22 protein-coding genes are annotated in these 26,388 nt (G+C 67.6%); 14 read left to right on the plus strand and 8 right to left on the minus strand.

Going from position 1 to position 26,388, the window contains the following annotated elements; genetic code table 11:
• The first annotated feature begins 13 nt into the window (after positions 1 to 13).
• Complete coding sequence (locus tag E4L96_RS07785; protein WP_229414299.1) at positions 14 to 454, plus strand: hypothetical protein; 441 nt, start codon at positions 14 to 16, stop codon at positions 452 to 454.
• Entirely contained in the window at positions 447 to 2,738 is a 2,292-nt protein-coding gene (locus tag E4L96_RS07790) for a GAF domain-containing protein (protein ID WP_135206647.1), read from the plus strand. The genes E4L96_RS07785 and E4L96_RS07790 overlap by 8 nt, the downstream gene beginning before the upstream one ends.
• 3 nt (positions 2,739 to 2,741) lie before the next feature.
• Here E4L96_RS07790 and E4L96_RS07795 read toward each other — a convergent pair whose 3' ends face one another.
• The 4 genes from E4L96_RS07795 to E4L96_RS07810 all read right to left on the minus strand — a co-directional run bounded on the left by E4L96_RS07795 (position 2,742) and on the right by E4L96_RS07810 (position 6,163).
• Positions 2,742 to 3,242, minus strand: a complete 501-nt coding sequence (locus E4L96_RS07795; RefSeq protein ID WP_135206648.1) for a hypothetical protein — start codon at positions 3,240 to 3,242, stop codon at positions 2,742 to 2,744.
• 64 nt (positions 3,243 to 3,306) lie between these two features.
• Positions 3,307 to 4,158: an EamA family transporter gene (locus E4L96_RS07800; protein WP_135206649.1), complete on the minus strand. Its 852-nt coding sequence runs from the start codon at positions 4,156 to 4,158 to the stop codon at positions 3,307 to 3,309.
• A 19-nt stretch (positions 4,159 to 4,177) separates the two neighbouring features.
• Positions 4,178 to 5,422, minus strand: coding sequence for a TCR/Tet family MFS transporter (locus E4L96_RS07805; RefSeq protein ID WP_135206650.1), 1,245 nt, complete (start codon positions 5,420 to 5,422; stop codon positions 4,178 to 4,180).
• A 69-nt stretch (positions 5,423 to 5,491) separates the two neighbouring features.
• On the minus strand, positions 5,492 to 6,163 hold the full coding sequence (locus tag E4L96_RS07810) for an HD domain-containing protein (protein ID WP_135206651.1): 672 nt from the start codon (positions 6,161 to 6,163) through the stop codon (positions 5,492 to 5,494).
• Between the two features lie 42 nt (positions 6,164 to 6,205).
• On the opposite strand from E4L96_RS07810, the gene E4L96_RS07815 reads away from it, so the two are divergent.
• The gene (locus tag E4L96_RS07815) at positions 6,206 to 6,961 is read left to right on the plus strand and encodes a tetratricopeptide repeat protein (protein WP_135206652.1); all 756 of its coding nucleotides are present in this window, start codon (positions 6,206 to 6,208) and stop codon (positions 6,959 to 6,961) included.
• A 61-nt stretch (positions 6,962 to 7,022) separates the two neighbouring features.
• On the opposite strand, the gene E4L96_RS07820 is transcribed toward E4L96_RS07815, so the two are convergent.
• Positions 7,023 to 7,664: a ribonuclease HI family protein gene (locus E4L96_RS07820; RefSeq protein ID WP_135206653.1), complete on the minus strand. Its 642-nt coding sequence runs from the start codon at positions 7,662 to 7,664 to the stop codon at positions 7,023 to 7,025.
• A gap of 123 nt (positions 7,665 to 7,787) precedes the next feature.
• On the minus strand, positions 7,788 to 8,351 hold the full coding sequence (locus E4L96_RS07825; protein ID WP_135206654.1) for a YXWGXW repeat-containing protein: 564 nt from the start codon (positions 8,349 to 8,351) through the stop codon (positions 7,788 to 7,790).
• 364 nt (positions 8,352 to 8,715) lie between these two features.
• On the opposite strand from E4L96_RS07825, the gene E4L96_RS07830 reads away from it, so the two are divergent.
• The 11 genes from E4L96_RS07830 (at position 8,716) to E4L96_RS07880 (ending at position 23,662) form a co-directional block, all read left to right on the plus strand.
• The gene (locus E4L96_RS07830; RefSeq protein WP_229414300.1) at positions 8,716 to 11,871 is read left to right on the plus strand and encodes a penicillin-binding transpeptidase domain-containing protein; all 3,156 of its coding nucleotides are present in this window, start codon (positions 8,716 to 8,718) and stop codon (positions 11,869 to 11,871) included.
• Between the two features lie 118 nt (positions 11,872 to 11,989).
• Complete coding sequence (locus tag E4L96_RS07835; protein ID WP_135206656.1) at positions 11,990 to 13,216, plus strand: hypothetical protein; 1,227 nt, start codon at positions 11,990 to 11,992, stop codon at positions 13,214 to 13,216.
• Positions 13,217 to 13,226: 10 nt separating this feature from the next.
• Entirely contained in the window at positions 13,227 to 13,781 is a 555-nt protein-coding gene (locus E4L96_RS07840; RefSeq protein ID WP_135206657.1) for a hypothetical protein, read from the plus strand.
• The gene (locus E4L96_RS07845; RefSeq protein WP_135206658.1) at positions 13,778 to 15,049 is read left to right on the plus strand and encodes a hypothetical protein; all 1,272 of its coding nucleotides are present in this window, start codon (positions 13,778 to 13,780) and stop codon (positions 15,047 to 15,049) included. The genes E4L96_RS07840 and E4L96_RS07845 overlap by 4 nt, the downstream gene beginning before the upstream one ends.
• On the plus strand, positions 15,046 to 16,083 hold the full coding sequence (locus tag E4L96_RS07850; RefSeq protein ID WP_135206659.1) for a hypothetical protein: 1,038 nt from the start codon (positions 15,046 to 15,048) through the stop codon (positions 16,081 to 16,083). The genes E4L96_RS07845 and E4L96_RS07850 overlap by 4 nt, the downstream gene beginning before the upstream one ends.
• 116 nt (positions 16,084 to 16,199) lie before the next feature.
• Complete coding sequence (locus E4L96_RS07855) at positions 16,200 to 18,083, plus strand: SPFH domain-containing protein (protein ID WP_135206660.1); 1,884 nt, start codon at positions 16,200 to 16,202, stop codon at positions 18,081 to 18,083.
• A gap of 6 nt (positions 18,084 to 18,089) precedes the next feature.
• Complete coding sequence (locus tag E4L96_RS07860; protein WP_135206661.1) at positions 18,090 to 20,330, plus strand: SUMF1/EgtB/PvdO family nonheme iron enzyme; 2,241 nt, start codon at positions 18,090 to 18,092, stop codon at positions 20,328 to 20,330.
• Positions 20,327 to 20,725 carry an OsmC family protein gene (locus E4L96_RS07865; protein WP_135206662.1) on the plus strand — a complete coding sequence of 133 codons (399 nt, stop codon included), beginning with the start codon at positions 20,327 to 20,329 and terminating at the stop codon, positions 20,723 to 20,725. The genes E4L96_RS07860 and E4L96_RS07865 overlap by 4 nt, the downstream gene beginning before the upstream one ends.
• Positions 20,722 to 21,606, plus strand: coding sequence for a pirin family protein (locus E4L96_RS07870; protein ID WP_135206663.1), 885 nt, complete (start codon positions 20,722 to 20,724; stop codon positions 21,604 to 21,606). Before E4L96_RS07865 ends, E4L96_RS07870 begins: the two co-directional genes overlap by 4 nt.
• Positions 21,607 to 22,034: 428 nt before the next feature.
• Positions 22,035 to 23,234: a porin gene (locus tag E4L96_RS07875; protein WP_135206664.1), complete on the plus strand. Its 1,200-nt coding sequence runs from the start codon at positions 22,035 to 22,037 to the stop codon at positions 23,232 to 23,234.
• A gap of 14 nt (positions 23,235 to 23,248) precedes the next feature.
• A complete protein-coding gene (locus E4L96_RS07880; RefSeq protein WP_135206665.1) occupies positions 23,249 to 23,662 on the plus strand; it encodes a type 2 periplasmic-binding domain-containing protein in 414 nt (137 codons plus the stop codon).
• Between the two features lie 60 nt (positions 23,663 to 23,722).
• On the opposite strand, the gene E4L96_RS07885 is transcribed toward E4L96_RS07880, so the two are convergent.
• Complete coding sequence (locus E4L96_RS07885; protein WP_135206666.1) at positions 23,723 to 25,252, minus strand: FHA domain-containing protein; 1,530 nt, start codon at positions 25,250 to 25,252, stop codon at positions 23,723 to 23,725.
• Positions 25,253 to 25,351: 99 nt separating this feature from the next.
• Complete coding sequence (locus tag E4L96_RS07890; protein WP_135206667.1) at positions 25,352 to 26,341, minus strand: PP2C family protein-serine/threonine phosphatase; 990 nt, start codon at positions 26,339 to 26,341, stop codon at positions 25,352 to 25,354.
• Positions 26,342 to 26,388: the final 47 nt, after the last annotated feature.

Genomic DNA, 26,388 nt, shown 5'->3' on the forward strand with positions numbered 1-26,388 from the left:
TATCGGTCGCACCATGACCTCCGCCCCGACCCTCGAATCGAATGCCCTGCAGGCCGCGCTGGCCGAGGTGCGCGAACTGCAGCGCACCGTGACCGTGCTGCGCGAGGAGCTGGAAGCGGCGCACATGGAGCGCGCCCGTCAGGTGCAGGACGCCGCCGCCACCGCCCACATCGAGCTGCAGCAGGCCCGTGCCACGGTCAGCGCGCTGCGCGATGCGCTGGAGCTGGCGCGGGCGGACCAGGAGGCGGCCGTCAAGCAGGCCACTCTTGGCACGATGGCGGAGGTGACCCAGCTGCGCGAGGCCATCGTGGTGCTGCGCGAACAGCTGGAGCAGGCGCACGCCGGCAAGGAGGACGCCGTAATGCAGATGGCCGCGGCTCACCGCGCCGAACTGACCCACCTGCACGAGACGGTGCGCGTGCTGCGCGATGAACTGGAGGCCCGCCATGGATAGCCGGGTACGCGGCAGCGTCGCCGCCAACGACAGCGCGGCTGCTTCGCAAGGCCGCCGGCTGCGGCAGGCTGAGTTGCTGCTGGAAGTGTCGCGCCGCATGGCGGCCTTCGACACGCTGGATGACATCCTCACTGCGCTGGTGGACATCACCACCGAGGAGCTGAGCGCCGAGCGTGGAACGCTGTTCCTCAATGATCCTGAGACCAATGAACTGTTTTCACGGGTCGCGCAGGGGAACAACCAGCGCGAGATCCGCCTGCTGAACAGCACGGGCATTGCGGGCCACGTGTTCACGACCGGCGAGCCGCTGCTGATCCACGATGCCTATGCCGACGAACGCTTCAACCGCACGATCGACGAGCAGACGGGCTTCGTTACCCGCAACATCCTGTGCGTCCCGATCCGCACGGTGAAGGGCGAGATCATCGGCGTGTCGCAAACGCTGAACAAGAAGCGCGGCAAGTTCACCCGCAACGACCTGCAGCTGCTGGAGGCCTTGACTACGCAGGGTACGCTGGCCCTGCAAAGCGCGCGCTTCCTGGAGCGGATGAAGAAGGTGCGGCGCCAGGAGATGGAATTCATCGACGTCGTCTCTGAAGTCACTGCCGACATCAAGCTCGGTTCGCTGTTGCAGAAGGTGATGGGCGAGGCCACGCGCATGCTCAACGCCGAGCGCTCCACGCTCTTCCTGAACGATGAGAAGACCAGCGAACTGTGGTCGGAGGTTGGGCAGGGCCTGGCGTCGATGCAGATTCGTCTCCCGAATTCGGCCGGTATCGCAGGCGCGGTGTTCACGTCGGGGAAGACCATCAACATCCCGTACGCGTACGCGGATTTGCGCTTCAATCCGGCCTTCGACAAGAAGACCGGCTTCTTCACCCGCTCGATCCTGTGCGTCCCCATCGTCAACAAGCATGGCAAGACAATCGGCGTGACCCAAGTGCTCAACAAGCGTGGCGGCACCTTCACGGCGGAGGACGAATCGCGCCTGCGTGCGTTCACGGCGCAGATCTCCATCGCGCTGGAGAACGCGAAGCTGTTCGCGGACGTGCAGCAGATGAAGAACTACAACGAGGCCATGCTGGAATCGATGTCCAGCGGCGTCGTGACGCTCGATGAAGCGGAGAAGATCGTCACCTGCAACGCGGCGGGCCTGCGCATCCTGCGCACCCAGCCCGACGGGATACTGGGCCGCGCGGCGGCGGAATTCTTCAGCGGCCCCAATGAGTGGGTCATGGCGCGCCTGCACCAGGTGGAGACCACCCAGGCGGCGGAGCTGGCGATGGACGCGGAGCTGGTGGTCGGCGGCGATACGCTGTCGGTCAACTTCAGCGTGCAGCCGCTGCTCTCGACGGAAAAGAAGCGCATCGGCTGGATGCTGATGATTGAGGATATCTCCAACGAAAAGCGCCTGCGCTCGACCATGTCGCGCTACATGGACCCGGGCATCGCGGACCAGATGGTCGCCAATGGCGCCGAGGCCCTGGGCGGCAAGAACGTGCCGGCCACGGTGCTGTTCTCGGACATCCGTAACTTCACCACCATCACCGAGCAGCTGGGCGCCCAGGGCACGGTGGCACTGCTGAACGAGTACTTCACCATGATGGTCGACTGCATCCAGCGCGAAGAGGGCATGCTCGACAAATTCATCGGCGACGCGATCATGGCGGCCTTCGGTATCCCGTTCGCGCATGACGATGACCCTGACCGCGGAGTGCGCACGGCCATTGCGATGATCACCGAGCTGCGCGCCTGGAACCAGTCCCGTATCGCGGACGGCAAGCTGCCGGTGGAGATCGGGATCGGGCTGAACTCGGACCTCGTCGTCTCCGGGAATATCGGCTCCAAGAAGCGCATGGACTACACCATCATTGGCGATGGCGTGAACCTGGCGGCGCGGCTGGAGTCGGCCTGCAAGAACTACGGCGCCAGCATCCTGGTCTCCGAACAGACCTGGCGTGCGGTGCGCGGCACCTACCGCATGCGCGAGCTGGATATCGTCATCGTCAAGGGCAAGACTCGGCCGGTGGCGATTTACGAGGTGATGGACCACCACACCGGCGAGACCTATCCGCATCTGATCGATGCGCTGGGACTGTTCCGCAATGGACTTGAAAAATACCGGGCGCGCGAGTTCGCGCGGGCGCAGGCCCTGTTCGGGCAGGTGCTCAAGCTGAACGCGGCCGACCAGGCGGCCCAGATGTATGTGGAGCGCTGCGCGCACTATCTGGCGCATCCCCCGGCGCCCGAGTGGGACGGGGTGTTCGTCATGGAAGAGAAGTAGGCCCTACTTCGTCCGCTTGAGCGTCATCTGGAACACGGAGAACCAGGCGCCATCCTTGCCTCGGCTTTCCGTGAAGGCCTGGATGCTGTCCTCACCCAGGGGATTCCAGCGCACCCGGTATGAGTTGGCCGGGCCGTGCGCCAGCTGCTCGTTGGGCGGGAAATACAGCGCGTTGGCGGCACTCTCCATCGCGCCGCGCGCATAGGTGTCGCCACTGTCCAGGTACATGTACTCGACCGCCTTCGACACCGGATTCCAGTAGTACGTAGTCTCGCCCACCACATCCGGCTTGCCGCTGGTGCGCACCGTGTGCGTGTCCCGCAACGCGCGGCCGTCCAGCACCCAGGCGAAGCAATGCTCGTCCGAGCTCAAAGTCATTGGAATATCGCCCTTCCAGCAATGGCCGGCCAGATAGGCCATGGGGGCGAGCGGCGTGGCCGGTGCCGCATGCACGGGTGCGGCCAGGGCGAACAGGACGACTGGGATGAGGGAAGCGAAGCGCATGGCGCCAATCTATGCCCGTGCGCGCGCCAAGTCAATCGTGCGCAGGGTCCGTTTGGATGACGCGCTACGCGAGCCGCATCAGCACCGCGCCGCAGGCAATCGCCGTCACCGCGGCCACGCGTGTGCGGCTGATCTTTTCCTTGAGGACCAGGCCTGCGATGGCGGTCGCGAACAGGATCGACGTTTCGCGCAGCGCGGCCACGGTGGCCACCGGCGCGCGCGTCATGGCCCACACGGCGATGCCGTAGGATCCCAGGCTGCCCAGGCCTCCGATGAAGAACGCGCGCGGATGGCCGAGGCCATAGCTGAGGAGGCGGCGGGTGCCAGTACGCGCAATCGTATAGAGCAAAAAGCCGATCCCGGTCAGCAGGAAGATCCACAGCACGTACGCCACCGCAGCGCCCGAGCGGCGCACGCCGATGCCATCGACCAGCGTGTAGGACGCGATCAGCACCGCGACCGTGAGGGCATAGGGCAGGGCACGGCCATGGGCCTCGCCACGGCGGTGCCGGTCTGCGCAAATGGCGAGGATGCCGCCGCAGATGCAGGCAATCGCCAGCCACTGGCCCATGTGCAGGCGCTCGTGCGCGAGCGGCAGGCTGGCGACAGCCACCAGCAGCGGCGCGGTGCCGCGCATCAGCGGATAGGAAAAGCTCACGTCGCCCTGGCGGTAGGTTTCGGCCAGCAGGGCGCAATAGACCACCTGGATGATGGAAGAGGCGGCGGCGAAGGGCCAGCTGTCCGGTGCGGGTGGCGGCAGCGGGAGCACCAGCAGCGCGGCACCGGCCATGACGCCGGCGCCGGTGCTCACCAGCGCGGTACCGAGCAGCACATCGCGGCCGCCCTTGATGATCGCATTCCAGATCGCGTGGAACAGGGCCGCGCAGAGCACGGCCGCGACGACGGTTCCGCTCATGGGGCTCCGGCGGCTCCGCTCATGCGATCCGCATGTGATGGCTGCGGAAGTAGCGCAGCGCCACCGCCACGCCGACGGCCTGCATCGCCGCGCAGATGAAGAAGGTGGTGCCGATGCGCCAGTCGTTGGGCGGCAGGTGGCTGACCGCGCCGAGGATGGCGGTGCCCGCCAGCGGCATGAAGATCAGACCCAGACTGCTGATCGACTGCAGGGATCCCATCAACTCGCCCTGCTCGCTGGCGGGCGTGAGCTTGGACACGATGCCTTGCAGTGCGGGACCAGCGGCGAAGGCCAGCAGGTTACAGAGGATGAACACATACATCATCCACCCATGCGTGGCCAGGCCATACAGCACGTAGGTGATCCCACCCGAAACCAGGCCAATGACCGACAGCCGCACTTCGCCAAAGCGGCGGATCAGCACCGCCATCAGGCCCGCCTGAACGCCGGCGGCGCACAGGCCGACGCAGAACATGGCGATGCCGTTTTCGCGCGGCGTCCAGTCAAAGCGGAAGGTGGTGTACAGCACCCAGGTGGTGTGCAGCATCATCTGCGCGCAAGTGGTGAGCGCGAACACGATCACCAGGCCGCGGATGTCTTTGCGGCGCACGAGTTTGAACAGCGCGCTGAGGGGATTGATCTTGTTCCAGTCGAACGGCGCGCGCTCGCGGGCGGGCAGCGACTCGGGCACCACGAAGAAGCCATACACGAAGTTGCAGGCACTGAGCCCGGCGGCAACGTAGAACGGCAGGTGCAGGTTGACGTTCCCCAGCAGGCCGCCCAGCATCGGTCCGCAGATGAAGCCGAGGCCAAACGCCGCGCCGACTTTGCCGAAACTGCTGGCGCGGTTCTCCGGCGTCGAGATGTCCGAGGCGTAGGCCGAGGCGACCGACATCGAAGCCGAGGACATGCCGCCGATGACGCGGCCCACGAACATGAAGGCCAGGGTGGGCGCCCACGCGGTGGCGAGGAAGTTGATGCACATGCCCGCCATGGAATACAGCAGCACCGGGCGGCGGCCCACGCGGTCGCTGATCGCGCCGAGCATGGGCATGAAGAGGAACTGCATCAGCCCGAAGGTCATGGACATCACGCCGAACCACCAGGCCTGCTGGTCGCGTGCATGCACGAACTCACCGACCAAGACCGGCAGCACGGGGACGATCAGGCCAATCCCGAGCATGTCGATGAACACACAGACCAGGACGAAATTCAGGTTCGCGGCGCGGACCGGCGCGTGCGGGACGGCGGACGGAATACTCATGGGCGGGGGCGGGGTGGCATGCGTGACAAAGCGGCTATGTTATCGCAATCACCACCGCTGCGCTCATACTCAGCTTATGCCCGCGGACCACTCGTCGGCGAAGCGTGCGCGGAATTCGTGCAGGTCCGCCAGCCGCTGGTCGCCGATGCGGCGCGCTTCCGCGGTATTCATCATGCCGGGCAGGGTCGCCAGCTTGACGATGATGTGGTCCAGCGCATAGGTGCGGTCGTCCAGGTCGCGCGCTTCGGCCAAGGGGTCGTTCGGGTGGGCCAGCATGGAACCCATGCGGCCCGCAATGTAGAACAGGCGCGCCAGGCCGACGGCGCCCAGTGCGTCCAACCGGTCGGCGTCCTGCACGATCTGCGCTTCGATGGTGCGCGGGGTGATGCGGGCCGAGAAGCTGTGCGCTTCGATGGCGTGCGCCACACCGGCCAGCAGATCCGGCGGAAAGTCGAGAATATGCAACCTTTTGGTTGCATATTCTGCCGACTGGCGCGAGGCCAGCGCGCGGTCCGGGTGGTTCTTCGGCAGGTTGACCAGGTCGTGCAGGTAGCATGCGGCCAGCACGATGAGAGCATCGGCCTCCGGTTGCGCGGCGAGCAGGCGGCGGGCGTTGCCCCAGACCCTGTGCAGGTGTGCCATGTCATGGGCGCCGTCGCCATCATTGGCTTCGGCGGCGATGGCGGCGAGGCGCGGCTGCCAGTGGTCGATCAGGGGGCTGGTGGTGAGGTCGGGAGTCATGGCGCGTGAGTATAATGGATGGGTTTTGTTTGGAGCCTTGCCATGGCCATTTTCGGAATCGGTATCCATATCCTGATCGCGATTTTCTTCGCCGTGCATGCGATCCGCACGGGGCGCGAGCTGTATTGGGTTGTGATCCTCTTCATGTTTCCGCTGCTGGGGAGCGTGGTGTACTTCTTCGTCGCCTTCCTGCCGGCGATGCGCGATAACCGCGGGATGCGCAAGGCGACTGCGGCCGTGGCGCGCACGCTGGACCCGGGCCGTGCGCTGCGCGAAGCCCGCCAGGCCTTCGACATGACGCCGACCGCGCAGAACCAGATGCGGCTGGCGAATGCGCTGTTCGAGGCGGGGCAGCTGGAGGAGGCGGTGCGGCACTACGATGCCTGTCTGTCTGGTCCCTTTGCGAACGACACTGAAATCAACCTGGGGGCGGCCCAGGCCAAGCTGGCGTTCGGCCAGGTGCAGCAGGCCATCGACATTCTCACCGCGCTGCGTTCACGGTCGCCGACGTTCCGGCCGGAGCAGGCCCGCCTGCTGCTGGCGAAGGCGCATGCGGCGGCGGGGCGGCACGCTGAGGCGGGGGATGAATTTGCTGACGTCGTCCAGCATTTTGGCAGCGTGGAGGCGCGCGCCGAATATGCGCTGTGGGCCATCTCGCAGCAGCGGCGCGACATCGCGGAACATGAGGTACGCGAGCTCGAACATGCGCGGCGCCACATGGCAAAATACACCAAGGAGCTGTACGCGGATCTGTTCCGGCGGCTGGATGCGGAGTATGCGCGCATGCCGCGGGAGTGATTGAGCGAAGGCGTCACCGGCAGCGGCGGGCGACGCGCTTTTTCCCGGTGGCGCTATCGGATCAGTTCAAGCGCGAGCGCTGGGAGAGCGCGTCCGCATCCGGGTTCTTGTGGCGGGGGACCCAGCGCAACTGGATGTGCGCAAAGCGCGCCATCAGGGCGCGCACCTGCTGGCGGTACTCGGCCAGCACCGGCGCGGCGTCGGCCGAGACGCCGTTCACGTCATCGATCACGATCTTGCTGTCGCCGTAGACGGCCAGGTCGTCCACTCCGGCCTCGATGGCCGCTTCCAGGATTGCAATCAGGGCGCGGTATTCCGCTGCGCTGCTGTCGCCAAAGCCTGCGTCTTCTGAAATCTCGATCCGCTTGCCGTCTGGCGCGGTAAGCACGCCGCCGATGGTCAGCTTGCCCGGGTTGGGGCGCGCAGAACCATCGAACCACGCCTGCCAGCTGGTAGCGGTCAGCGGCTTGCTCTGGGTTTTGGCGATCGCGATGTCGTTGCGTTCGCGGCGCGCCAGGGCCCGCGCGGCATCGGCATCGCGCATGGCGCGGCGCTGGGCCAGCAAGCGGTCAAGGCCCTGTGCACCCGCAGCCAAAGTCATGGTCTGGAGCAGGGCCTCCTGCTCCGAAATGCCGAGACGCTGCGCGAGCTTGCGGCTCGCCGCGCGCTCGGACTTGAAGGCCAAACTGGTGAAGTCTTTCATACCTAAAGCATACCAAGATTCAACGTTTTTCGGCGCACGCAGGCTATGTGCGTGTCTTCACACAAGCGTGCATGGGCATGAAAAAAGCCGCCCGAAGGCGGCCTGGTTCATGCAGCGTTGAGGTCAGCGGCGATAGCGGTTGTCCGGCGAGCCGTCATAGCGATTAGGGACACCGTCGCCGTCGCGGTCACGGTCGTAGCGGTTGGCCACACCGTCGTTGTCGCGGTCATGGTCATAGCGGTCCGGCACTCCGTCGCGGTCGCGGTCACGCTGGCGCTCGTAGCGATCCGGCACGCCATCGCGGTCGCGGTCGCGGTACTCGTAGCGGTCCGGGATGCCGTCGTGATCGCGGTCGCGGCGGCGGTAGTCGTTGTAGGCCACGTTCGGGTGCCAGCCGCCTTCACGCAGCACCCAGCCGCCGTTCACGCGCACCCATCCCGGCTGCATCCATGCGTAGCCGCTGCGTGCATATTCCCAGTGGCCGGACTGCCACACGTAGCGGTGACCGTTCCAGGCCCAATAGCCCGGCGCCCAGAACTGGCCGTGGCGTGCCTCGCCAATCCGTTCCACACGCGGCGGCGGAGGCGCGTTCCGGACCGTCACGCTGTAGGACGTTTGGGCGAAGGCGGCCGGTGCAAAGGCCGCGGCGCTCGCGGCCAGCAGTGCAATAGTGAGGGTTCGTTTCATGATGCCTTCTCCTTCCGTCGATGAACTTCAATGAACTGCTTTCCTTGAGGTGACTATAGCCGCGCACGTTTGGGGGAGGGAGTGTTGATGCAAGTTTTTACAAATGACACAAGTGGCGTCAATTTTGGATCTGCTTTTGCGTTTCCCTCTGCTAGGTGGAGGCAGAGGAGAACGTGAGGCCATGCCGAGTCCATTTGCTGCCCTATCGAAGGTGTTTGTCCGCTTGCGCCGCCAGCGCAATTTGCGTACCGGTACACGTGTGCGTCCTGTACCGGTACAGCGTAGCGCGGTGCACCGGCACACTCAGTCAGCTGTACCGGCACGGCCGCGGTCCGTGTACTGGGCGGCTGTGGCGGGAGTGTTCGTGCTGGTTGCTGGTGGCGCTCTGATTGCGGGGCATGCGCGGCATCTGGCGACGGCGGTGTCGCTGCGGGGCGGCGATGCTGGTTCGGCGGGGCTGGATGTGCTGCAGCCGCTGTTGCCAGGCGCGGCATTTGATGTGCCGGATACGCCTGTGTTCCAGGTGGTGCAGGCTGGCAGCGGGGCGCTGATCGTGGCGCCGGGGGCGATCATGCCTGCGCCGGTGCGCGTGGACTTGTGCCAGCAAACGGTGGATGCGGCGCGCTCGAGGCTTGCGACGCTGCGCGTGGGCTATCGCTTCGACGCGCTGGCGCGCATGGTGGGGGAGCAGGGCGAGGGCGCGATGCGCCCAGGCTTGGCCCGCAATGCTCTCGTGCTGGCCGACGATGCGCCAGCCACGCCAACTCTCGACATCACGGGCCGCGCCGACCGCCGTGAGCCGCTCGCCGTCCGCTGGAACGAAGGCCCCGCCATCGCTGCGCGCTGGGTCAGCGACACTGGCCGCGCCGGGCAAGCGGCCAGCGGCACTCGCGAGGGGACGGGGACGTTCGATCGCGAGGGGTGGCTGGTGTGGAGCGCGGGAGCGGTGCGTTTGCAGCGGCGCGTGACAGCGGCCTGTCCGCAAAGCGGCGAGCTGCTGGTCAGCGTGCTGCGTGTCGGGCAAAGCCAGAGTGCCGATGCGCTGGTCACCGCCATCGCGCCGGGCCTTGCTTCGATGGCCGTCACGCTCAAGCCGGGCCGTTATCAGATTCCCGCCGTGCCCCGTCCCGGCCTCGAAGACCAGACGCTCTTCGTCCAATTGCAGGCTCATGGCCTCCTGCGTCTCGCCGACGATGGCTTGATCGAACTCGCTCCGCGCGACCTCCCAGCCTGGCGCGCAGCGGAGGGCAGCGAACGCGCCGCGGTCCTTAATGCCTGGACCGATGTCCGCCTCGACGACGACACGCTGAAGCTGCTGAAGCGCCTCTACCGCATGGCCGACGGCGACTACGTCCGCCAGCAAGTCGACATCTTCAACGCCGAACGCCGCCTGCTCGCCGTGCGCGTAAAGTCCCCCGGCAGCGCGCCCACCGCGCCCGCCACGCCCACCGCACTCGCCGCACCCGCTTGGCAGGCCGATGTCGCCGACGCCGCAACCGCCACCAGCGACACCATGCCTCCCGCTGCCAGCGCACTGTTCGCCCAGCTTCCTCAAGGCTGGTCGTCCTGGACCCGCATCTCCCAATGGCCCGCGACAGCCACCACCCCGCGTGCCCGCCTCGTCCTCTCCCTGACGAACCGTCCCGCCGCCGCACGTGTCGATTCCGCCAGGGTGGCGGTCGCCCCGTCCCCCGTTGCTGCCGCGGCGCGCGTGACGCGGACAATTGAAGTCATGCTGGCTGGCCGCCTGCTGAGTGTGAGTGGCGCCACCATCGAATCCCAGCGCGACGCCTGCACCGGCCGGGTATGCCCCGACCGCGCCGCCGTCCGCATCTACACGCTGGCCCCGCACGCCGGTGCCGACACCATCGCCCTGGAAGCCACGCCCCTGTCCATGGCCACCCTCGCCAACCCCGGCGACGCAAAATACCGCCACATCCGCATCGCCGACGGCCGCCTCATATGGCAGACCCTTGACGAGACAACCGCGCCCGCCCGTGCCCCCGCGCACGACATCACCATCGCCGACCGCAATGGCACCCCACTGTGGACCGATGGCGCCCCCACCGACGATGCTCGCGCCGCCGGCCTCGCCCCGCTGCTCGGTCTCCGCACCGACCAATCCAACAGCGTGGCAGGCATGCTGGCCCGCCTGACCGACAACGCCTCCGCTCACGCCGCCCAGCTCACGATCGACCTCCCGCTCCAGCAGCTCGCCCAGCGCACCCTCGACTGCATCGCCATGCACCGCGGCCACTGGACCGGTCACGCATGCACCAACGCCAAACCCAGCGAACCAGCCCAGGGCCGCCACGCCGGCGTGGTGATCATGGACGCCGACACCGGCGACATCCGCGCCTCGGCCGGTGCCGGCATGGGCGACCCCTACGCCTCCCCGTGGCCGGAACTCAGAGACTTCGACCGCGCCAACCCCGCCGCCAGCCCCCTGCGCCTGCCCGCCTGGCAGCACGACGGCGGCGTGCATAACAGTCCCGGCTCCACCTTCAAGGTGATCAGCGCCCTGGGCCTGGAACTGGCCGCCAGGCGCGACCCGCAAATGGAGCAGCTCCTGGCCGGTCTCCCGCTCAATGACATCAATCGCGTCGCCCAGCAGCGCGGATTCGCGTTCCGCACCGACGCCGCGACTTACCCGATGCAGACCACGCGTGCCCACGTCACCAACTACCGCGATGGTTTGCTGGACCGCCGCGCACAGGAAGGCCGCTTCGGCCTCGCTCAGGCGCTGACCTACAGCCTGAATACCTGGTTCGCCTGGAACGGAGAACTGAGCGACCGCACGCTGCTCGGCCGCTCCGCGGGCGGCCTGCCCGACGTGGAAGCCCTCGAACCCGGCGCCCTGGATACCGCGCGCCCCATCCTCGCCATGGCCCATCTGGTTGGCTTCGAGCGCCCCATCAAACTCGATGGCGGCCTCCTGCCCACCACCTACCCATGGCACCGCTGGGACGCTCTGCAAGCGTCCAATGCCCGCATCGACCGGGTCGACGCCCGCCACGAATTGCGCCAGATGGCGATCGGCCTGCGCATGCAAACCACCCCGCTGCACATGGCGATGGCCGCCGGCGCGGTCGGCCAGGGCCGAGTCCTGGCCCCGCGCCTATTGCTCCAGCTGGACGGCAGATCGGCAACGGCACCGCAGGCGCCCGCCCTCGACGTCCGCCTGGACCGCATCCGCGCCGGCATGAAGGGCGTGGTCGACCGTGGCACCGCCGCCGGCGCCTTCCGCGCATCCGAACTGGCGGCCATCCGCACCCACCTGTATGGCAAGACCGGCACCGCCCCCACCGTTGCCATTGAAGCCGATGGTACGCGGCGGGATGTGGCCACCGTCTGGTTCACCGGCTGGCTGGAGCCGGGCGCGCTGCCCGGGCATCGCCATCGCCTCGCGTTCGCGGCCTACGCCAGCCACTCGGACGGCACCGGCGGCGAGCACGCGGCACCGGTGATCGCTGCGATTCTCGCCACTCTTTCGCAAACCCCGCCGCAGAACCGAGAATAGAAGGGCAATTCGGCGGCTCAAGCGCGCCTTGCCGCGGTCTGGCTTGTGGCAAACTTTGCCAGTATCCCGTGGTGTGCGTGCGGGAGCAGGACGGATCAAGGATCGAGGGACAGGACGTATGCGCTTGCCGGGAACCCGGTATCAGGAGCACGGATGGGAGCAGGTGCGCAAGCTGCTGGGGCAATGCTCGCTCCATGTGCTGGATGCCGCCCTGATCGAGCGCCTGTGCGCCGCTGATGCGCGCGCCGCGGCGCTGGCGGACTATGTCGACGCGCTCGCCCTGGCCCTGCACGGCCACGCACGCCGCCATCGCGGCGAGGCACCCGGCAACAGCTATGGCGACAGCGTGGCCGAACTGGCGCTCATGCTGGCCTACGAACTGCAGGCACGCGCTTCCGATGGCGAAGCCTTGGCCGCCGCCATCGCCGCCGAACGGGCGCGCCTGGGCGACTTCTGGCAGCGCCCCGAAGGCGCGGCCCTGCTGCGCAAGAAGGTCAACGACGCTTTCGCCGTCCTCCGCGATAAAGTTGACAGTGACAACTATATGGCGGCGTGCGGGCGCCCGTGCAGCCCAAATCGTATGTACGCCTACCGCATGCTGGACACAGCCAGCTCGGACATCGCGCGCCTGTTCGCGGACTGGCGCTCGCACCGCGCGCAGGTGAGCGCGATTCTCGGACGGCCCATCGAAGCGGAGCCGATCGAAGCGCGCCAGATGCAGGGTGTGGCTGATTGCCGCGCGGAGTGGATCCTGCGCTGGAGCGCCACGCTGGAGGAGCACACCGGCAGCCCCGGCCCGCTGGACACCAAGTCCAAGCGCTTCGACAGCCTGAAAGGCAGCGCCGCCAAGATCCAGCAGATGCTCGACGAGATCGCGGAGTACGAACAGCTTTCGGCCAACCGGGAGGCCGACTGGCGGCTGGACGAGGCCACGGCTACTGATTGGCTGGATGATCTGGCCAGCGTATTCGCCGCCGCGCTGGGCGAGGGACCGGACCAGATCCTGCCGCCCGAGGACGGGAACGACGACGACGCACAAGCCGACCCGGTTTCAGCCTCCCCCCGCTACCAAGATATGGCAAGGTCCACCCAGGACCGGCGCGGCCACGTGGAGCGCAGCCTGTCCGGCGTATCGGAGGGGGCGCGCCTGGCCGTGTATCTCAAACTGCTCGGCCCTGCCGACGACAGCTATCCGCCGGACTGGCTGATGGAAGCCACCGGCGAGCTGCCCACCATGCAGCAGCTGGCGGCGCGGGACGGCGTATCGCTGCCCACCTTGCGCAAGCGGCGCGATGAAGCGATCGCGCGCTTGCAGTCGCTGGCTGGTGCGGGCGAAGGAGAATGAAGTGACGGACATGAATGACAAACTGCTGGCGCAGGCGCTGCTGGCGCGGCGCGTCGAGGGCGACCGGCTGGTGCTGGCCGATGATGTGCTGCGGCGCGCTCTGGACGGTTCGCGTTCGCTGACGATGGGCGAGCGCACAGCGCTGGCCGCATCGCCGCTGACGCTGCGGCGCTTTCGCACGCTGGCGATGGAGCGGCGCGCGCGGCCGGTCGCGGCCAACGATGCGCAGTGGTCCGGTAGCCCTGGTTTGCTGCGCGCCGCGGCGGCGGGCGATCTGGAACGGCTGGTGACCGATGACGGCTGGTGGTCGATCGAATTCCTGCCGCGCGGGGACGGCTGGCAGGCTATCCTGAGACTGGAGGCGGAAGCGCCGTTTGCGGGAGAGCTGCTGCGCGAACGGGTGGCGGTGCGCGTGGTCGATGGCTCGGGCGCGCAGGTGCTGCGCGAGCGGCTGGATGCGGATGGCGAGTGCGAGGCCGCGTGGCCGTTTGCCGCGGCTCCGGCGGCGCACTTTCAGGCGGCGGGCGCGCGGTTCGCGGTGCTGCCGGTGCAGGGAGAGGGATGATCGCGTTGTTCAAATGGATGGAGCGGCTGCTGCCGGCCGACTGCGGGGACCTTGGCGCAGGCAGCGTCGTCACGCGCGTTGCGGCTGGGCGCAGTGTGCCAGTTGGGTGCGTGGGCCTGGTGGCGGATGCCGCTGGCAGCGCGCGGCGCGTGCCGGCCGGGCAGCGGCTGGACGCGGCGAACCATGAGCTGGTGTGGTGCTTTCATCCTGGGCCGTACCGCATGGAGATTGCGCCGTTTGCGCATGCGCCGGAGATGGGCTTGCACTTGCAGGTGGTGGTGGACGACGCTGATCCGCGCTTGCGGCAGCAGAGGTTTGACTTGTTTGTGATGGCAGAGGTCCGGGAAGGCCTCTGCTTTGTTGATTTGAAGGCGCGGCTGGAGGCGCAGCTGGCGGCCGCGCTGGAGCAGGGGGCGCTGGAGCTGCCGCCTTGTACGACGCTGGATGAGTGGCATGCGTTTCGAGGGGGCTTGAATCAACTGGTGTACACGCGGTTCGGATTGACGGTGGAGGACTGCTTCCCGGTCGACCTGGGTGATCGGGTGGACTATGCGGCGCTGCTCGCGGCGCGGCCTGCGCTGGAGCAGGCGGCTGGCGGTGGCGCTGCCGTGTGCGCACCTCAAGGTGCGAGCAATGAAGATGACGCGACCGCGCTGCCCACCGGCGTGGCCGCAAGCGCGGCTTCGCCCAGCGGGCGCCCGGCGCCCACCCAGACGATGGCCGCACGGACTCGCGGCGGCACTGGCGCCATGCGCGAAAGCGGCGCGGAATCCGCCGAGCGGGGTGCGGCGTGTGTCGGCGGCGGTGAATCCGCCAAGCCGGTAATGGCGCATCCGGGCGGAGCGCAGGGCGATGCGGTGGAGGTTGATGCGCTGGCGTTGCGGCGAATGTTCTTGGAGCTGCCGCATGTGATGTGCAGCTTCCGGGCGGCGGCGCTGCCGGATTGTCCGGATGCGTTCCGCTTGCAGAAGGCCCTGCTGGCGCGTCTCGACTTGGTCCTGCTGTCCGTGAGCACGATGCCGACGCTGGAGCTGGAGGCACCGGGCGTGGCGCTGCCGCGCGAGGAGCAGCACCGCCGCGCCACCGCCAGCGCTCAGGCGATCGCCGCGCTGGACGAGGCATGGTCCCTGCTGGCCCGCATCGAGCTTGCTGGCCGCATCGACGAGCCGATGGCCGATGACGCGGACCGCATCGTCGCCAACCTGGAAGCCTCCGTCGCCAACCGCCGCGCCACCCGCGAGCCCGCGGAGCAGGGAGAGGACGCATGAGCAGATTGCCACCCTCAGCCCAGGTGCGCACCGTACTCGCCGACGGCAGCATTGCCACGCTCACTGCCAGCCGCCGCCCGCGCGGCAACCGCGCCGATGTGAAGTGCAGCGTGCCCGGCGCGCCCGGACTGGCCGAACGCATGCAAGCCGCTGTCCGTGCCGCCCGCCTCACCGAGTCCACCTTCGACAGCCGCGACCAGGTCGTGATCAGCATGGACCGCGCACCTACGCCAACAGAGCGCGACTGGGAGCTCGCCGCCGTCCTGGCTGACCGCCTTGTCCGCGGCGTCTTCGCGCCCGCCGCCGCAGCCAGTTCTGGCGCCGGCGCGCGCAAGCCGTTGCTTGCCAACGGCTGGTCGGATCATTGGCACCTTGGCCGCGTCGACGGCTGCGCGCGGACCGAAGCAGCGGAACCAGGCCATTTGCTGGGCGGGTCACCGATCCTGCCGCACCTCGGCGCGCTGCACGGCCAGCCGGATCGCGCGGCCGCGGTGTCGAGCGCGCGGGCATGGTTCCCGTTGTGGAGTGGCCGCGTCGACGATACGCTCGCCTGGGTCGAAATCAGCGTTCATCCCTTGCAAGCCCCCGCCGCCGACGAGGAAGAGTCGATTACGGTCCCCAACGCGGACGCCGCCCTCACGCTGGCCGTGCGGAGAACCCTGGCCGCCGCCCGCCACTTCGATGGCCGCGCCCTGGGCCGCTGGCGCACCGTGGTCCGCTTCAGCGAAACCCGCTTCCAGGGCCCATCCTACGAACTCGCCCTCGTGCTGGCCGACCGGCTCGCCCGTGGCCGCGAATTTCCGGCCCGTGGCCGCATCGTGGCCAGCGGCTGTTCGCAAGCCTGGCACGTCGGCCGCGTGGATACAGTCGATGGCTGCGCCCCCAAAGCCACCTTGATCCTGAAGGAAGCGGCCAAAGGTGACCGCATCTTGGTCCCCAAGGATTGGGAAGACGCCCTCGGCCCCGACTTCCAGCACGCCCTGCGCGAACTGGGCGCCGGCGCCGCATTTGTCGAGCGGATCGGCATGATATGAGAGGCCCGCACACTTAACGGGAGCGGCCGGAAAGAACAGACCCGCCCTGCTAGAATCGACAGCAAGGAAGTACGATCTGGCAGGGCAGTCAGAGATCACCAAGACACGGAGTTTTTATGTTCCAGGCGTTCGGATTCGGCGGCGTGCCCTGCGCCCGCTGCGGACACAAACAGGCCAGCGACAGCGCGTACTGTGAGCGCTGCGGCATGGCCGCGGGCACCCCGCGCAACGAACCAGTCCTGCGCGACAACCGCTGGATCGCGGCCCCCAACGAATTCGCGGTGTTCTTCGGCGTGCGCGAACTGTCGGGCCTTTTCGTCAAGACCCTGCGCGTGCCAGCCACCACCCGTGCCTACATCCTGCAGGGCGGCCAGGCGACCGAAGTCCCTCAGGGCGAATACGAGATCGAAGGCTTCTTCACGCGCCTGAACAACCTGCTGCGCGACCGCCACGCCGAAATCCTCATCACCCGTACCGCCGCGCTGCCGGTCCGTTTCGGCTTCGAAGGCTTGCGCACGGCGGAAGGGCTGGAAGTCGCGCTGGACGTCAGCATCAGCATCAAGATCGAGAACGTGGCCGCCTTCGCCCAGCACTTTATGACAGTGCCTGGCACGATCACGGAAGCGCATCTGCAGGAACTGCTCGCGCCCTCAGTGCGCCAGCTGGCGGCCGAATTCACCGGCTCCCAGGCCCTGCGCGAGATGAGCCGCAATCGCGACCTGCGCGCGCAGCTGGACGAGCGCCTGCACTCCGCGCTGCGCCTGCGCCTCGCGCAGTTCGGCCTGGCCGCCGTGGACGTGGACACGCTCACGCTGCGCCACGACAAGCTGAATGCGAACCGCGAACGGGCGGGCAGCTTGTGGCTCATCGCCGAAGGCCGGCAGGCGGACCTGGAACACACCAAGGCGCTGGACCAGCTGTACAACGACGAAGAATGGCAGCGCATCTGGCGCGAGGAGCAGGAGGCTCGCCTGCGTTTCCGCCACGCCGAGATGAAGCAGGACCAGGACGTGGAAAACCGCGAGCTCGTTCTCCAGCGCACCGATCGCATGCAGGCCATTCGGCTGCGCGAGATCGAGCTGTATGGCCGCGTGGCCGAATCGCAGAACCGCATCGAAGCCCTGCGTCTGGACGCCGCCGAAGTCCTGGCACAGCTGGAGCACGAAGCCACGCAAAAGAAGTCCGCCCGCGCCGGTGAAGCCGCCGAATGGGCCCACGTGCGCGACCTCGCCAGGGTCAAGATGCGCGCCGCGCTGGAGGCCGCCCAGCAGGACGCCCAGCACGAGCGCCAGTTCGCGCAGCAGCGCTTCATGCACCAGCTGGTGCAGCAGCAGATCCGCAACAAGATCGAGCAGGCGCTTGCCATCGAGGACGAAGCCCACAAGCGCGGGCAGCTCGCGCTGCTGCACCAGGCGGAGCGCGACGCCAAGCTGCGCTTGCAGGCGCTGGAGGCCGAGCACCACCGCGCTGCCTTGCAGTCGCTCGCCATCGACTTCGCGGCGCGCGAACGCGCAGCGCAGCGTGATGAAAGCCTGAAGGACGCCATCGGCCACGAAGACGTGGAGCAGGTCAACCAGCGCATCGCCGCCCTGCGCCGCAGCGGGGCCAGTGCGGACGCCATCGCCCAGCAGGAGAAGCTGCTGCGCACCATCGAAGCCGATGCGGCCTATGAGCGCAAGCGCATGGAACTGCGCATCGAAGAGGGCGACGCCACTTGGCAGCGCGAAGTCCAGCGCATGGAGACCCTGGCTCAAGTGGATGATACGGCCAAGCTGGTGCTGGCCCCCGCCGCCAATGCCGAACTGCTGGCCGACGTGATGAAGACCCGTGTGCACGCCACCATGAACGCCGGCCAGCTGCAGGGACTGGCCGGTGTCGAAGCCGCGCGCACGCCCAAGACCAACACCGACAGTCCGGCGCCGCGCATCTGCGCCAACGGCCACGCCGCCGGACCGCAGGACCGCTATTGCCCGCAGTGCGGCGTGGAGCTGACACAGTAAGGAAGCATGCAGACAGCACGGGACAAAATCCGCGAACTGCGGGCCCTGCACGAGGACGGGCTGCTTAGCCAGCAGGAGTTCGACAGGCGCAAGAACGCCATCCTGGACGCGGAGTATGCGCCACCGGGAGGCCCGCTTGCGGCCAGCGTGCAGCGTGCGGGCACCGAGATCGGCCTCATGCCCGGCATGGAAATCGGTCCACCCAACCGCCGCTATCTGCTGGAGCACCTGATCGCGACCGGCGGCATGGGCCAGGTGTGGCGCGCCACCGATCTCGCCACCCAGGCTGAACTTGGCCACAGTGCTACCGTGGCGCTCAAGGTGCTGCCGCCGGAATTCACGCGCAGCGCGCACCACGCCAAGCTGCTGGTGGAAGAAGCCACGCAGGCGCGCAAGCTCGCGCATGAGCACATCGTGCGCGTGTACGAGTGGGCGCAGGACCCGGCCACCTCCAGCTACTTCATCATCATGGAGTGCCTGGAGGGCGAAGACCTCGACAGCCTCCTCGCGCGCGAGGGGCGTTTGCCGCTGAACCGGGTGCAGGCGCTGCTCGCCCCCGTGGCCGAGGCATTGGACTATGCCTGGGCCAAGGCCCACCTGGTCCACCGCGACATCAAGCCGGGCAACGTGTTCGTTACCGCCCGGGGCGAAGTCAAGCTGCTGGACTTCGGCATCGCCGCGCGTGCGCGCAGCGGTAACAGCATGCTCGGGCTGGAGGCACCCGGCGATTCAGGCACCGCAGGCTACCGCGCCCCGGAAGCGGGCGTTCACCAGCGCTCCCCCAGCCGCACGCTGGACGTGTACGCGGTGGCTGTGATGATCTACCAGATGCTGGAAGGCCGCGTGCCGTTTGATGGCCCGCGCACTGCGCAGCACGAACCAGACCGCCCGCGCGGCATCAACGAACGCCAGTGGGCTGCACTGCGCCGCGGCTTTGCCATCGATGCCAAGGAGCGCCAGGCCAGCGTGCACGAGCTGCTGGCGGACCTGGACCGCGCCACCGGGCCGACCGACCAGGAAATCGCCGCGCAGCGTGCCACCGAACGCGCGCAGGAAGAAGAACGCCAGCGCGTGCTGGCCGCCAAGCGCCGCGCGGAAGCCGAAGCCCTCGCCGCGGCGCAAGCGCTGGCGGACAAGCAGCGTAAGGAGCAGGAAGCGAAAGCCCGCGCCGCCGAGGAAGCCGCGCGCCAGGCGCGCAAGGAGGAGCTGCGCCGCCAGCTGCTGGAGCGCCGCGCGGTGGAAACGGAGAAAGCACGCAAGGCGCAGGAGGAAGCGCAGCGCAAGGCCGCCCAGGCCCGTGCGGCCGCTGCCTACCTCGCGGAACAGAAGCGGGCCCGGGCCGAGATGGCCGCGCGCACCGCCGCCGAAGTGCAGGCCCAGATGCCGACGCCCGGCAGCGCCACCGCGGATGCCGACGGCGTGCTGCGCGACCGCTTCATCGACGGCACCGGCACCGGGCCGGACCTGGTGTTGATCCCGACCGGCCGCTTCCAGATGGGCTCTCCCCAGCATGAGCGCAAGCGCGCCATGGACGCAGGGGCCCAGTCCGCATGGCTGGAACGCGAGACGCCCCAGCACTGGGTCGGTATCGAGGAATCGTTCGCGCTGGGCCGCACGCCGGTAACGGTGGCGCAATGGCGTGCCTTTGTGCGCGACACCGGCTGGCAGGGCGCGAGCGATGTGGATTGGGATGCGCCGGGCTTCGTGCAGACCGACGAGCACCCGGTGGTCGGCGTCACCTGGATGGACGCGCAGCAGTACGTGCGCTGGCTGTCCATGAAGACCGGCCAGGTCTACCGTCTGCCCAGCGAAGCCGAATGGGAGTACGCCTGCCGGGCCGGAACCAAGACTGCCTTCAGCTTCGGCGACGACATCAACACCGACCTGGCCAACTACGACGGCAATTACACCTACCACACCAGCCCGCGCGGCGTGTTCCGCGGCGGGACCACGCCGGTGGCGATGTTCCCGCCCAACCCATGGGGCCTGTATGACATGCACGGTAACGTGTGGGAATGGGTACAGGATGTGGTGCACGACAACTACGTGGGCGCGCCATTGACCGGCCGTGCGTGGGAGGAGGGCGGAGACCAGGCCCGCCGTGTCCTGCGCGGTGGCTCGTGGCTGTACAATCCCCGCTATCTGCGGTCGGCCCTGCGCAACGGTTATTCGGCCGTGCTGGGGAACGACATTGTCGGTTTCCGGGTCGCCCGCCAACTCAAGCAGGAAAAGGAACCAGCGGCATGAGCATCACCGTCAAGCGCGACCTCTCGCAGCCCATGCGCCACATCGTGCATGTGCGCGACCATATCGTCTCCACCGACCTGGAACTGGACGAGGGCGGGACCGATGCCGGCCCCAATCCGCACGACCTGTACGACGCGGCGCTCGGCGCCTGCAAGGCCCTCACACTGCTGTGGTACGCGAAGCGCAAGAACATCGGGCTGACCGACATCCAGGTCCAGGTGGACCGCGACAATTCGCAGGAACGGCAGGGCGTCTATAAGCTGGCGACCACCATCGCGCTGATGGGCGACCTCACCGGCGCGCAGCGCGAAGAGCTGCTCGGCGTGGCGCGCAAATGCCCGGTGCACAAGCTGATGTCCAGCGTGACCACCGAAATCACCACGGAGCTGGCATGATCGCGCAACTGCTCAAGGCCCACGAGAAGGATCTCGGCGGCGGCTTCAAGGTGCGGCGCTACCTGCCGGCGGCCGCCAGGCAGGCCGTCGGGCCCTTCATCTTCTTCGACCACTTCGGTCCCATCGACGCGCACCCCCAGGACAACCACGACGTGCGCCCGCACCCGCATATCGGCCTGGCCACGGTGACCTATCTGTACGAAGGCGCCATCATGCATCGGGACAGCATCGGCTCCGAGCAGCGCATCGAGCCCGGGGCGATCAACTGGATGACGGCGGGCCGCGGCATTGTGCACTCCGAGCGCACGCCGCCGGAGCTGCGCGGCGTGGGGCACCGCAAACATGGCCTGCAGCTATGGTGCGCGCTGCCGCGCGAGCACGAAGAGGACGCGCCGTCTTTCGAACACACGCCTGCCAGTGCGATTCCCGAAGTGGCGCTGGACGGTTGCCGCATCCGCGTACTGGTGGGCAGCGCCTTTGGCCAGGTCTCGCCGGTGCGCACCTACAGCGAAACCCTGTACCTGGACGTGGCGCTGGACCCGGGCGCCACGCTCACCTTTGACACGCTGCCCGCCGAGGCGGCGCTGTATGCCGTCGAGGGCTCGGTGTGCATCGATGGGGAGACCGTCCCGCAGGACACCATGGCCCTGCTGCCGACGGCTGCCGCTCAGGTGCGGGTGGCGGCGCCGGGCGGGACGCGGTTCGTGGTCATCGGCGGCGAGGCGCTGGACGGGCATCGCTACATCTACTGGAACTTCGTCTCCTCCAGCCGCGAGCGGATCGTGCAGGCGGCGGACGACTGGGAGGCGCAGCGCTATGCCATGGTGCCCGGCGAGACCGAGTTCATTCCCTTGCCCGCCAATCGCCCACCCCGCGCGTGACCTCTTGAAGCTGGAAGGTGACGCTTGAAACCGTAAGCGCCCTTTCTATACTGAAGGTTCCTGTTCAACTTTTGAAAGGAACCGTCATGCATATCCCCGACAACGTCCGGATTCCGGTCACCGTGCTGTCCATCGGTGGCGGAATGCTGGTGGTCCTGTCCTTCATCTTCCTCGTCCTCATCCCGAGCTGACCGTTACGCCCCGTTCCCGTGCGGGGACGGCGGCTTCTCGCGCTTTTCGCGCTTTTTCCCCGCCGGTCTTGTCATGTTGGTTAGCCTTTGGGCCATCCAATGTTGCTCAGTTATTACCGTTTCGTTGCCTCGGGACAACTAGAGGTGAGATTCTAGTGAGAATCTTGAACCAACCCATTTTCAACATGTGTTGCTGTGCGTCAAACTTCGTTCACTGCAACCAACATGAGGATTGAGATGAAACAGTTCAAGCGCACTAGTCTGGCCGTGGCAATCTTGGCCGCCTGCGCTGCCAACGCGTCGGCCCAGGACGGTGGTCCGCAGATCAGCATCAGTGGCTTCGGTTCCGCGATCCTGACCGCCACCAACACGGACAAGGCCGAATTCGCCCGCCCGAACCAGGCCGCCGGCGTCAAGGAAGACCCGCGCTTCGGCCCCGACTCGAATTTCGGCGTGCAAGCCACCGCCACCTTCAACGACCGCCTGTCGCTGACCGCCCAAGGCCTGGTGCGCAAGAACGCGACCGACCAATTCGGCGCGGAAGTCTCGTGGGCCTTCGCCAAGTACAAGCTGAATGACGACTTCTCGGTCCGTGTGGGCCGCGTCGGCGTCCCGATCTACATGATCTCGGATTACCGCTACGTCGGCTACGCCAGCACCATGATCCGTCCGCCGGCCGAGCTGTATCGCCAGGTCACCGCCGACTACATCGACGGCGCCGACATCACCTACAACCACAGCTACGGCGACACCACCGTCACCGCGCAGCTGGGCTACGGCAACAGCCGTTCCGATGTCCCGGGCGGCTACTATGTCGACTACAAGAAGGCGTATGCACTGCAAGTGGTGGTGGAACGCGGCCCGTTCACGGTGCGCTTCGGCCGCGCCAGTGCGGACGTCACCATGGTCAACAACACCCAGGCCGCGACGCTGCTCGCGACCTTGTCCAAGGTGGGCTATGCCTCCGCCGCCAACGACTACAAGATCGCCGGCGTGAAGGGCACCTTCACCTCGCTGGGCGGCACCATGGACTACCAGAACTTCATCGTGCAGGCCGAATACGCCAAGCGTGACACCGACAGCCGCTTCCTGATGGACACCACGGCGTGGTACGCGATGGGCGGCTACCGCCTCGGCAAGTTCACCCCGTACGTGATGCACGCCACGCTGAAGCAGGACAACGCGCGCCACTACACCGGCGTGCCGGCCGTCGGCCCGCTGCTGCCACTGGCCGCCGCGCTGGACGCCGCAGGCCAGTCCCCGCTGCAAACCTCCAATGCCATCGGCCTGCGCTGGGACTTCGCCAAGTCCGCCGCGTTCAAGGTGCAGATCGACCGCATCGAGCCGAAGGACGGCGCAGGTGCGTTCCTGAAGCCGGCCGCCGGCTTCACCGGTCCGGTCAACGTGTACGCCGCTGGCGTGGACTTCGTGTTCTAAGGAGGGCGTGATTCATGAAACTGAAATTTGCCCATATCGTGGTGGCGGCGCTGATCGGCGGCGGCATCGCTCCTGCCTTCGCGACCGAGATCGCCGTGATCGTCAACCCGAAGAACCCGGCCTCGCGCATGTTCAGCGAGCAGGCGGCCCAGTTCTTCCTCGGGAAGTCGACCCAGTTCACGCCGGTGGAGCGCAATGACGGTGCCCCGCTGCGCGCGGAGTTCTACCAGAAGGTCCTGAACAAGGATCCGGCGACCGTGAAGGCCGCGTGGTCCAAGCTGGTCTTCACCGGCAAGGCGACCGCACCGAAGGAATACGCATCAAGCGCGGACGTGAAGAAGGCGGTGGCTTCGGACGTTTCGGCCATCGGCTACATCGAGAAGTCGGCTGTCGATGACAGCGTGAAGGTGATCCTCACCGTGCAGTGATCTTTGCGGAGATCCGCTGTACGAGCCGCGCCAGCGATGAACTGGCGCGGTTTTTTTTGTTCAGGCGGTGGCGATGTGGGCGCCGCTGCCGGGGCGGGTGGGATGGCGCGGGGTTGGCGAGGGGCTCTCAACTGAGTCGCGGAGGATGCCGTGCTCGGGGTAGGCGGTGGCGGCGAAGCGGGCGTGCGCAGGCATCTGCGCCAGCCGCGCGGTGTCGGTCAGCGGGCCGAGCGCCGTGCGCTCGCCAGTGGCCGGGTCCAGGTGCCAGAAGCCACCCGCGGCGTGGAAGACCAGAGGCAGCTGGCTGGCCTGCGGCAGTAGTGCGTGGCCCGGCGGGCTTGAGACGAGCGGCATGTCTGGCGCCAGCACGTAGAAGCATTCGGCGGCGGCGCCGGCATCGATACGGTGCAGGATGAGGCCATGCGGCAGCACCGCGCCGACTTCCAGCACCACCGCGTTGCGGACACTGGCCGTGAGTTCGATGCGCATGCCGGTGCGTAGCGGGACCGGAACGTATTTGCCGGGCCAGACGCCGTCCAGCAGCAGGCCATAGCGCGACACGTCTTCGATCTCGAAGCCGTTCACGCTGCGGCGGATGATGGCATGGCGGCCCGAGATGCGGCGCGTGAGGCCCGAGCGCTCCATGCCGTGCGTGCCGAAGTGCGCCAGCAGCAGGTCGGCCTCGGGTTCGATGTATTCGAAGCGGCCGAGCACACACTCGTCGCCTGCGAACAGGCGCAGGTGGCGCTGTTCGCCCGCGCTGGGCATCGCGTTGACGATGCTGGCGGTGCGTGCCGGGTGCGGGTGCGCGTGCTGGGCGGCCTGCACATCCAGTTCGATCAGGTCTTCGTCCCACGCGATGGTGGGGAAGCCGAGGTCGATCTTGCCGCGCGCGTCCACGTCCACGTGAGCAATCGAGGCGTTGGTGGCGCTGACGTCGATGTCGATGCGGCCACCGCCCGCTGCAGCGTTCAGGCGCGCGATCGAGGCGTCATCCGCGCTCACGCGCACGTTCTTGTGCGTGGCCAGGAAGGTCTGGTGGATCTCGCCCAGGGTGGCGTCGGCGCGTGGTACCAGCACCACCAGGGTGCAGGTCCAGCGGCGGTGCACCTGGCCATCGCGCTGGCTGTGCAGCTCCACGTCGATGCGGTACTGGCCATGCTCCTTGCCGCGCGAGGAAAACTCCACGTACACCGGGCACCAGTGGCCATGCAGGGCGCGGGCGAACACGTGGTGCGTGCGGCCTTGCGGCAGCAGGGCCGATTTCAGCGCGATGTTCACCTGGCGCGCGCCGTCATCGGGCAGGGCGCGCAGGTCCAGGCGCAAGGTCTGGCGCCCACCGGCGGCGCGCGGGTCGAAGCCGCTCACGTGCAGGTAGGGGCGCGGATTGATGCGGGCATCCGCGGCGAGAGCCTGCGGCGATTGCGGCGCGACGGTCAGGCCGGAGCGCGTGGCGCGGGCCGTGGCCAGCAGGTTGAAGCTGGAGGCATCCGGCCGCACCGGCTGCGCATGCCCGACCGCGCACGCGTGCGCGCCGGGCAAAACCCATTGCGTGCAGTGCGGATGATCGGGATCACAGCATTTGTTCATATCAGTGCCGGACTTGAGGTTGCCGAAAGCTTACGCCATTTTGCATGGCTTGTGGAAACTTCCGTTGAATTACGCTCAACAACGTTTCTTCGCGGGAAATCATGCGGCGGGCAGGGCGGTTTCGTCATGCGGCGGTGTCGCGGGAGCCAGAACCCGCAGTGCCACAGCGGTGATGTTGTCGAGATGCAGCTGGGCGGGCGGCCGCTGCGCGATTTCCGTGAACAGGATGTCAAGCTTGGCGCTGGCGGTCTGGGCGCTTCCCAACATAGCGGGCCAGCGCGCGACCCAGTCCCACGCGTCAGGGCAGGACCAGAAGCCGTCGGTGGCGAGCAGGTAGGTGCGCTCCGGCAGCAGTTCGACGGCGCGGCGGTCCGGCAGGTGGCACAGCCAGGGTGGCAGGTTCAGGGGCGTAAGTGGGAACAGCGGGTCCGAGAGCACCGTTTGGCTGGCAAACGCGTTGCCGAGAATGAAGGCCTGCGAGATCTGGGAGCGGTGCTCGCCGTGGACCTGGCGCCACCATTCGTGTTCGTCGAGCTGGCCGGCCATCGCCATCGCGGTCGCCGGCACATGGTCGACCGTCAGCGGCGTGGCCTGGTCGGCTGTCAATTCGTACAGGCGGGAGTCGCCGGCGTGGTACAGCAGGGCGCTCGCGCCGGGGCGCAGTTCGAGCAGCGTGAGCGTGGTGCCGGGGCGGCGGAAGCCGTTCTCGTGGGCGGCGTCGAAGTGGCGCTGCAGCTCGGCGTGCAGCGCATCGAGCCGCGCGGCGAGTTCGGTGGCGCTGCCGCAGGGCGGAAGGGTCAGCAGGGCGGCGACGGTCGCTTCAGCGGCCTGCCGGCCTTGCACGTGGCCACCCATGCCATCGAGGACGGCCACCCGCGCATGGCCGTGCGGCCAATGGGCCAGATGGGTGATTTCTTCCTGCTGGTTGCGCAGGTAGCGTGCGTTCCCTTCCGCGTCGATGAGCAGGAAGTTGTCCTGGTTCTCGCGCCCGCCGGTGCCATGGGCTGCCGGGGCGGAGCGGGCGGCCACGTCCAGCCGGGGGCCGAGCGGGCCCAGGTCAAACTCGCGGCAGGGCGGAACGGCGGACATGGTGCGGGCAGGGTGAGAAGCAGATTAGCAATCCGCCTACTCTAGCC

The sequence above is a fragment of the Zemynaea arenosa genome (genome assembly GCF_004614185.1).
Lineage (GTDB): Bacteria > Pseudomonadota > Gammaproteobacteria > Burkholderiales > Burkholderiaceae_D > Telluria > Telluria arenosa.

Excerpts from the sequence above, each read along its gene's own strand:
- E4L96_RS07880 (WP_135206665.1), top strand. The coding sequence starts at position 23,249 with ATGAAACTGAAATTTGCCCATATCGTGGTGGCGGCGCTGATCGGCGGC.
- E4L96_RS07875 (WP_135206664.1), top strand. The coding sequence starts at position 22,035 with ATGAAACAGTTCAAGCGCACTAGTCTGGCCGTGGCAATCTTGGCCGCC.
- E4L96_RS07835 (WP_135206656.1), top strand. The coding sequence starts at position 11,990 with ATGCGCTTGCCGGGAACCCGGTATCAGGAGCACGGATGGGAGCAGGTG.
- E4L96_RS07800 (WP_135206649.1), bottom strand. The coding sequence starts at position 4,158 with ATGAGCGGAACCGTCGTCGCGGCCGTGCTCTGCGCGGCCCTGTTCCAC.
- E4L96_RS07870 (WP_135206663.1), top strand. The coding sequence starts at position 20,722 with ATGATCGCGCAACTGCTCAAGGCCCACGAGAAGGATCTCGGCGGCGGC.
- E4L96_RS07790 (WP_135206647.1), top strand. The coding sequence starts at position 447 with ATGGATAGCCGGGTACGCGGCAGCGTCGCCGCCAACGACAGCGCGGCT.
- E4L96_RS07785 (WP_229414299.1), top strand. The coding sequence starts at position 14 with ATGACCTCCGCCCCGACCCTCGAATCGAATGCCCTGCAGGCCGCGCTG.
- E4L96_RS07795 (WP_135206648.1), bottom strand. The coding sequence starts at position 3,242 with ATGCGCTTCGCTTCCCTCATCCCAGTCGTCCTGTTCGCCCTGGCCGCA.
- E4L96_RS07860 (WP_135206661.1), top strand. The coding sequence starts at position 18,090 with ATGCAGACAGCACGGGACAAAATCCGCGAACTGCGGGCCCTGCACGAG.
- E4L96_RS07810 (WP_135206651.1), bottom strand. The coding sequence starts at position 6,163 with ATGACTCCCGACCTCACCACCAGCCCCCTGATCGACCACTGGCAGCCG.
- E4L96_RS07820 (WP_135206653.1), bottom strand. The coding sequence starts at position 7,664 with ATGAAAGACTTCACCAGTTTGGCCTTCAAGTCCGAGCGCGCGGCGAGC.
- E4L96_RS07855 (WP_135206660.1), top strand. The coding sequence starts at position 16,200 with ATGTTCCAGGCGTTCGGATTCGGCGGCGTGCCCTGCGCCCGCTGCGGA.
- E4L96_RS07815 (WP_135206652.1), top strand. The coding sequence starts at position 6,206 with ATGGCCATTTTCGGAATCGGTATCCATATCCTGATCGCGATTTTCTTC.
- E4L96_RS07840 (WP_135206657.1), top strand. The coding sequence starts at position 13,227 with ATGAATGACAAACTGCTGGCGCAGGCGCTGCTGGCGCGGCGCGTCGAG.
- E4L96_RS07850 (WP_135206659.1), top strand. The coding sequence starts at position 15,046 with ATGAGCAGATTGCCACCCTCAGCCCAGGTGCGCACCGTACTCGCCGAC.
- E4L96_RS07825 (WP_135206654.1), bottom strand. The coding sequence starts at position 8,351 with ATGAAACGAACCCTCACTATTGCACTGCTGGCCGCGAGCGCCGCGGCC.
- E4L96_RS07885 (WP_135206666.1), bottom strand. The coding sequence starts at position 25,252 with ATGAACAAATGCTGTGATCCCGATCATCCGCACTGCACGCAATGGGTT.
- E4L96_RS07865 (WP_135206662.1), top strand. The coding sequence starts at position 20,327 with ATGAGCATCACCGTCAAGCGCGACCTCTCGCAGCCCATGCGCCACATC.
- E4L96_RS07890 (WP_135206667.1), bottom strand. The coding sequence starts at position 26,341 with ATGTCCGCCGTTCCGCCCTGCCGCGAGTTTGACCTGGGCCCGCTCGGC.
- E4L96_RS07845 (WP_135206658.1), top strand. The coding sequence starts at position 13,778 with ATGATCGCGTTGTTCAAATGGATGGAGCGGCTGCTGCCGGCCGACTGC.
- E4L96_RS07805 (WP_135206650.1), bottom strand. The coding sequence starts at position 5,422 with ATGAGTATTCCGTCCGCCGTCCCGCACGCGCCGGTCCGCGCCGCGAAC.